Here is a 5,242-nt window from a genome sequence, read left to right as displayed (position 1 = left end):
CCCCGCCGTGATCGTGGCGCTCCTCGTCTCCGCCCTGATCGGCCTGGCCAACGGAGCCGTGGTGGCCGGGCTGAAGGTGCACGGCTTCATCGCCACCCTCGGCATGGGCCTGATCGTCAGCGGCTACCTCGGGTCCACCTACCAGGGCAGCTCGGGCCAGGCGCCGCTCGCGTTCCGCCTCATCGGGGCCACGGGCATCGGCCCCGTCCCCGTCTCCACGCTCATCATGCTCGCCTGTGCCGCCGTCGTACTGGTCATGCTCAACAGCACGCGGCTCGGGCACGCCATCTACGCCGTCGGGGGTGATGCCTCCGTCGCGAGGATGTCCGGCGTCAGGACCCGGACGCCGGTGCTCGCGGCGCACGTCATCTGCTCCACCCTGGCGGGGCTCGCCGGCCTGCTGCTGGCCGCACGCCTCGGCGTCGGCAGCCCCACCATCGGCTCGCAGGGCGGCTACGACCTGCTGTCGATCGCAGCCGTCGTCCTCGGCGGGACACTGCTCGCGGGCGGCAAGGGCTCGCTCATCGGCACGCTGGGCGGCGTCCTCATCTTCGCCATGCTGGACAACATCATGAGCGTGCTGCAGATCAACCCCTTCCTCAAGGACGTGGTCCGCGGCATCGTGATCGTCGTGTCCGTGGCCGTGTACGCGCGGCGCCGGACCGTCCACCGTCCGGCCCGGTTCGGCCGCGGCCCGGCCCGGCAGGGCGAGGACCGCCCGCCGGCGGGCCCCGGGACACCGCGGCGCAGGCCCGGCGGCCCGGACGGCTCGTCGGCGGGCGAAGGACCGGGCACGCGGAACGAGGTACCGGCATGAGCGTGGCCACAGGACGCGCCGTCCTCCAGCAGAACCGCTCCCCCCGCGGCGAGCGCGTCCTGCGCGCGCTGCGCACACCGAGCGGGGCGATCTTCGTCCTCGTCGCCGTCCTCCTGGCCGCCGTCCTGGCGGCGAATCCCTCGTTCGGCGAGCCGGGCTCGCTGATCCGCTTCATCGGCCGCACGGCCCCCATCGCCATCGCGGCGATCGGGCAGTACTTCGTCATCGTCTCCGGCGAGTTCGACCTCTCCATGGGATCGGTGGTCACCGCCCAGGTCATCATCGCCGGCAACCTGGTCGGCGAGGACGAGTCGCGCACCCTCCCAGTCCTGCTCCTGATGATCGCGTTCGGGGCGTTCGTGGGGCTGGTGAACGGCCTCGTCACCACCCTGCTGAAGGTGCCGAGCTTCATCGTGACCCTCGGGACCATGCTCGCGCTGCTCGGCCTGGTGCTGTACTGGACCGGCGGCGCCGCGACCGGCAATCCGGCCGACAGCTTCCGGCAGATCGGCCGCGGCGGCATCCGGGACGTCCCCGTCCTCGAGATCCTCCCCTACCCCGTGATCATCCTCGCCGTCACCGCGGCCGCCGCCTTCTGGCTCATGCGCCGGCCCTACGGGCGGACCCTCGTGGCCGTCGGCGACAACGACCGCGCCGCCGCACTGACCGGCGCGCCGGTGTGGTGGGTCCGGACCAGGGCCTTCATGCTGTCCTCCCTCGCGGCGACCGTGGCAGGCGTGATCCTCGTGGGCTATGCGGGGGTCCACCCGTCGGTGGGCCAGGGCTACGAATTCACGGCGATCACCGCCGTCGTCCTCGGCGGGGTGGTGCTGGGCGGCGGTCGCGGCTGGGTGCTGTCCGCTGCCGCCGGCGCGTTCGCCCTCGAACTGCTCTTCACGCTCCTGAACTTCCTCGGCGTCGAATCCACCTGGCGCGACAGCGTGCAGGGCGCCATCATCATCGTCGCCGTCGCCGCGGCGTCCCGGAACTGGCAGCGCAAGCGCAGGGGCGCCAGCACCCGGGCCCATGACCAGCACCGTCCGATAACAGCACCGCAGCCCGCACCGGGCACCAATGAGGGAGGAACATGATGCGTGGAAGCATCCTGGGCAAGGTCACGGTGATCGCAGCGACGTCGCTGCTCGCCCTGACCGCCTGCACCACCGACTCGTCCATCGAGAATCCACCGGCCGCGGAGGAGAGCGCGGTCGCCGAGGAGACCGCCGCCGCGCAACCCAGCGAGGACAGCACGGAATGGTTCGACCAGGCCGTCTACGACGAGCAGGACCAGCAGCGCTCGGCCACCTTCGAGGGCGACCCCGAGCAGCCGTACCTGCAGTACATCGACGGCGAGATGAAGGACACCTCCGCCTTCGCGGCCGAGGGACCGCAGAAGGCGTGCTTCTCCAACGCGTCGATCTCGAACCCGTGGCGGCAGACGGGCTGGATCACCATGAACCAGCAGCTGCAGGTGCTGCAGGACTCCGGCGTCATCTCGGAGATGGAGACGCGTGACGCGCAGGACGACGACAACACGCAGATCGCGGACATCGACTACTTCATCGCCGAGGGGAACTGCGACGCCTTCATCATCTCCCCGAACTCCACGGCGGCCATGACGCCCGCCGTCGAGCGCGCGTGCGAGACCGGCAAGCCCGTGATCGTGTTCGACCGTGGCGTCCAGACCGACTGCGCCGTCACCTTCATCCACCCGATCGGCGGCTTCGCCTGGGGTATCGACACCGCGGAGTTCCTCAGCGAGCGCCTCGGTGAGGGCGACAAGGTGGTGGCCCTGCGGATCCTCCCCGGCGTCGACGTCCTGGAACAGCGCTGGGCCGCGGCCGAGCGCATCTTCGAGGAGAACGGCATCGAGGCGGTCGACTACTTCACCGGTGCCGATCCGGTGGAGATCAAGTCGATCATCTCGGACGAACTCGCCACCGGGGACGTGCAGGGAGTCTGGATGGACGCCGGTGACGGCGCCGTCGCCGCGATCGAGGCGTTCGAGGACGCCGGGGCGGACCTCCCCGTCATGACGGGCGAGGACGAGATGAGCTTCCTGCGCAAGTGGGACGAGACGGGCATCGAAGCGCTGGCGCCGGTGTACTCGAACTTCCAGTGGCGCACCCCGCTGCTCGCCCTGGAGAAGATCTTCGCGGGCGAGGAGGTCCCGGCGGAGTGGGTCCTGCCCCAGTCGCCGATCACCGAGGACGAACGCGGTGAGTTCCTGACCGCCAACGAGGGCATGCCGGACGGCCACTACGCCAAGTTCGGCGGAGAGGACCTCCCCGGCTACCCGCAGGTCTGGCAGGACCGCCAGATCCCCTGACGCCCGCCGCACCACCAGGGAACGGAACGGAAGGAGGCAGGACCGTGAACGACGGCATCGCCCGCACCCTCGGGATCAACACGTGGGTCTGGACATCCCCGCTGACCGACGCGGACCTGCCTCCCCTCCTGCGGAGGATCGCCGGGATGGGTTTCGACGGCGTGGAGCTCCCCCTCGAGGACGCCGGGGACCTCACCGCCCCGGCGCTGCGCGAGATCCTGGCCGAGACCGGCCTGGTACCCACTATCGTCGGGGCGATGGCGCCCGGCCGGGAGCTGGTGGGCGCCCCGGAGGCCACCATCCGGTCGACCCAGCGCTATCTCCAGGACTGCATCGACCTCGCCGCCGCCGTCGGTGCCGCGAGCGTGTGCGGCCCCTTCTACGCGCACACGGGCCGGCTCTGGCGGATGGACGACGACGGACGCGCGGCCGCCTGCGCCGAGCTGCGGGACAACCTCGCTCCCGTGGCCGACCGGGCGGTCGAGGCCGGCGTGGTCCTCGGGATCGAGCCGCTGAACCGGTACGAGACCTCGCTCGTCAACACGGTGGAGCAGGCCCTCGAAATACTGCAGCCGCTGCTCGGGCGTGGCGTGGGACTCGCGCTCGACACCTATCATCTGAATATCGAGGAGAGATCGTCCGCCGATGCCATCCGGGCAGCCGGACCGCACCTGGTCCACCTCCAGGTCTGCGGCAACGACCGCGGTGCGCCTGGCGGGGACCAGACGGACTGGCAGGGCGTGTTCGCCGCCCTCGACGATGTGCAGTACCGCGGACCGCTGAACATCGAGAGCTTCACCGCGCACAACGCGAGCATCGCCACGGCCGCAGCCGTCTGGCGCCCCCTGGCGCCGTCCCAGGACCGGTTGGCGGAGGACGGCCTGGCCTTCCTCCGCCGCACCGATCCATCCCAGTCCCGGGCCGCCCTGGCCCTTCAAGGAGATACACCATGACGACCACCGTGCCGGCCCCCGCCGACGCCGCAGGTTCCCGCACCGCTACCCTGGGCGTCGCCGTCCTCGGCTACTCCTTCATGGGGAAGGCCCACTCGAACGCCTGGCGGAATGTCGGCTCCTTCTACGACTCGCCCGCGATCGAGCAGAAGGTCATCGTGGGGCGGGACGCGGCGCAGGTGGAGGATGCCGCACGCCGGTACGGGTGGCAGGAGAGCACGACGGACTGGAGTTCCGTCCTGGAGCGGGACGACATCCACATCGTCGACATCTGCACGCCGGGCCACCTCCACGCCGAGCAGGCCATCGCCGCGCTGCAGGCCGGCAAGCACGTGCTGCTCGAGAAACCCCTGGCCAACACCGTCGCGGAGGCGGAGGAACTCGCGGCCGTCGCGGCGGCCGCCCGCGACCGCGGCGTCCAGTCGATGGTCGCCTTCAACTACCGCAGGCTGCCCGCCCTCGCACAGGCACGGGCGATGATCGCCGACGGCCGCGTGGGCGACGTGCGGCAGGTCCGCATCAGCTACCTGCAGGACTGGCTCGCGGACGAACGGGCACCGATGACCTGGCGCCTCCGCAGGGAGACCGCCGGCTCGGGCGCGCTCGGCGACCTCGCGTCCCACGCCGTCGACCAGGTCCACTTCCTCCTCGACGCGCAGGTGGTCGGCGTCTCCGGCACCGTGAACACCTTCGTGACGGAGCGGCCGGGGCCGGACGGGCCGGAACCCGTCACGGTCGACGACGCCGCCTGGGCCACCCTGCACACGGCATCGGGTGCCGTCGTCAGCCTGGAGGTCTCCCGCTTCGCCACCGGGCGCAAGAACGCCCTGCAGATCGAGGTGTACGGCTCCCGTGGTGCGCTCCGGTTCGACCTCGAACGGCTCAACGAGCTCGAGTACTTCGCCTCCGACGCCCCCGGCACGGAGCAGGGCTTCGCCCGCATCCTCGTCACCGAGCCGCAGCACCCCTACCTCGACGCCTGGTGGCCGGCGGGGCACACCCTTGGCTGGGACTCCTCGTTCACCAGCCAGGCCGCCGACTTCCTCGACGCCATCCGCAGCAACCGCGCCCCCTCGCCATCGTTCGAGGACGGCCTGAGGGTGCAGCAGGTCCTCGGTGCGCTCGAGGCGAGCGCGGCGAACG

General features: G+C 71.1%; 5 protein-coding genes. All 5 read left to right on the top strand.

Annotated elements, in window-relative coordinates; translation table 11 throughout:
* Nucleotides 1-817, top strand: an 817-nt coding sequence (locus CVO76_RS14975; protein WP_208739960.1) for an ABC transporter permease, incomplete at its 5' end; no start/stop codon positions are given.
* On the top strand, nucleotides 814-1,908 hold the full coding sequence (locus CVO76_RS14970; RefSeq protein ID WP_208739959.1) for an ABC transporter permease: 1,095 nt from the start codon (nucleotides 814-816) through the stop codon (nucleotides 1,906-1,908). The genes CVO76_RS14975 and CVO76_RS14970, both read left to right, overlap by 4 nt.
* On the top strand, nucleotides 1,908-3,146 hold the full coding sequence (locus CVO76_RS14965) for a substrate-binding domain-containing protein (protein ID WP_208741848.1): 1,239 nt from the start codon (nucleotides 1,908-1,910) through the stop codon (nucleotides 3,144-3,146). The genes CVO76_RS14970 and CVO76_RS14965 overlap by 1 nt, the downstream gene beginning before the upstream one ends.
* Before the next feature lie 44 nt (nucleotides 3,147-3,190).
* A complete protein-coding gene (locus CVO76_RS14960) occupies nucleotides 3,191-4,099 on the top strand; it encodes a sugar phosphate isomerase/epimerase family protein (RefSeq protein ID WP_347876212.1) in 909 nt (302 codons plus the stop codon).
* The coding region (locus CVO76_RS14955) for a Gfo/Idh/MocA family protein (RefSeq protein ID WP_208739958.1) at nucleotides 4,096-5,242 on the top strand (1,147 nt) is incomplete at its 3' end. The genes CVO76_RS14960 and CVO76_RS14955, both read left to right, overlap by 4 nt.

The organism is Arthrobacter agilis (genome assembly GCF_002953615.1).
Classification (GTDB): domain Bacteria; phylum Actinomycetota; class Actinomycetes; order Actinomycetales; family Micrococcaceae; genus Arthrobacter_D; species Arthrobacter_D agilis_B.
The sequence above is the reverse complement of the archived record's forward strand: the minus strand, read 5'-3'. Positions and strand labels throughout refer to the sequence as shown.

Coding starts and splice junctions, on each gene's coding strand:
- CVO76_RS14970 (WP_208739959.1), top strand. CDS start 814: ATGAGCGTGGCCACAGGACGCGCCGTCCTCCAGCAGAACCGCTCCCCC.
- CVO76_RS14965 (WP_208741848.1), top strand. CDS start 1,908: ATGCGTGGAAGCATCCTGGGCAAGGTCACGGTGATCGCAGCGACGTCG.